This window comes from Dietzia sp. Cai40, from assembly GCF_014145165.1.
In the GTDB taxonomy this organism is placed as follows: domain Bacteria; phylum Actinomycetota; class Actinomycetes; order Mycobacteriales; family Mycobacteriaceae; genus Dietzia; species Dietzia natronolimnaea.
Map to the genome: position 1 here is coordinate 1 of NZ_JAALEB010000113.1, position 1,418 is coordinate 1,418.

At 70.0% G+C, this 1,418-nt stretch carries 2 protein-coding genes; both read left to right on the forward strand.

The genetic code is table 11. The annotated features are described in order from the left end of the window. A partial coding sequence (locus G6022_RS05260) for a L,D-transpeptidase (RefSeq protein ID WP_182691124.1) occupies positions 1-259 on the forward strand: 259 nt, incomplete at its 5' end. 138 nt (positions 260-397) lie between these two features. Then, on the forward strand, positions 398-1,321 hold the full coding sequence (locus G6022_RS05265; RefSeq protein ID WP_182691126.1) for a L,D-transpeptidase: 924 nt from the start codon (positions 398-400) through the stop codon (positions 1,319-1,321). The last annotated feature ends 97 nt before the right edge of the window (positions 1,322-1,418 follow it).

Sequence of the window (1,418 nt, forward strand, 5' to 3'; positions counted from 1 at the left end):
GTCCAGGACGGCGGGCGGATACGACACGACCGTCGAGAACGGGGTGCGGTTGAGCTACGACGGCATCTTCATCCACTCCGCCCCGTGGTCGGTCGCCGACCAGGGCGTCCGCAACGTCTCCCACGGCTGCATCAACCTCAGCCCCGAGGACGCGGCCTGGTACTACGACAACACCCGCAACGGCGACCCGTTCATCGTGGTGGGCGGCCCGGGACGGCAGTTCGGCGAGTTCGACGGCCAGGGCGACTGGAACTACTGAGGCGGCCACGGGACCGGCCCCCGGCCCACCCCCCGCGGGTCGGGGTGAAACACAATCGATATGGCGCACGACACCCTATGAGAGTCCTCCGCCTAGGCTGAGAGGTACCCCTCGTCTCCGTCGTCCCCAGGAGTAGCAATGACCCGTTCGCCCCGGATCACGGTCCTCGCCTCGATCCTCGCCGCGGCCGCCCTCGTCCTGGGGCTCGCCCCGGCGGCCAACGCGCAGTCGGTGATGCCCCCGAGCCCGCCCGGCATCCCCCAGCTGGAGAACGCGCCGTTGCCCACCCCGCTCATCCCGGGGGTAGGGGCGATGCCGGTCCTGACTTATCCGGTGATCGGTCCCGACCGACCCGCGCCCGAGTACGGCGACGTCAACGTCTTCCCCACGCAGAACGAGATCGTCGGCGTGGCGCAGCCGGTCATGTTCTTCTTCGACCGGCCCATCGCGGACCGGGCCCGCGCAGAGGCCACGCTCGGGATCCGCACCGAGCCCCCGGTGGCCGGGAAGTTCTACTGGGTCAACAACTCCGAGGTGCGGTGGCGTCCGCACTCCTTCTGGCCGGTCAACACCTCGGTCACCGTCTGGGCCGGCGGCAAGCGGCAGCAGGCCTTCCGCACGGGTGACGCGCTGATCGCGGAATACGACGACCGCACCAAGCACATCACCGTGACACGGAACGGCCAGCACGTGCGCACCATGCGGGCGTCGGCGGGGATGCGCGGCTGGGAGACCTACAACGGCGTCTACTACACGGGTCAGCGCGGCCGGAACGTGCGGATGAACTCCGAGGCCTTCGGGCTGCGGATCGAGGACGGCGGGTACGACTCGATCATCAACGACGCCGTCCGCCTGAGCTACGACGGCATCTACATCCACTCCGCCCCGTGGTCGATCGCCGACCAGGGCGTCCGCAACGTCTCCCACGGCTGCATCAACGTCAGCCCCGAGGACGCACGCTGGTACTACGAGAACTCGCGCAACGGCGACCCGTTCATCGTCAAGAACGGACCCGGTCGGCAGTTCGGCGCCTTCGACGGCCAGGGCGACTGGAACTACTGACGCGGGACGCCCGGCCTACCTCGGTGGCACGGGCGCGAGCACGCCGACGATGCCGTCCGCGGGCACGCACCGCGGCGGAGCGGACGCGGCGCCGCCC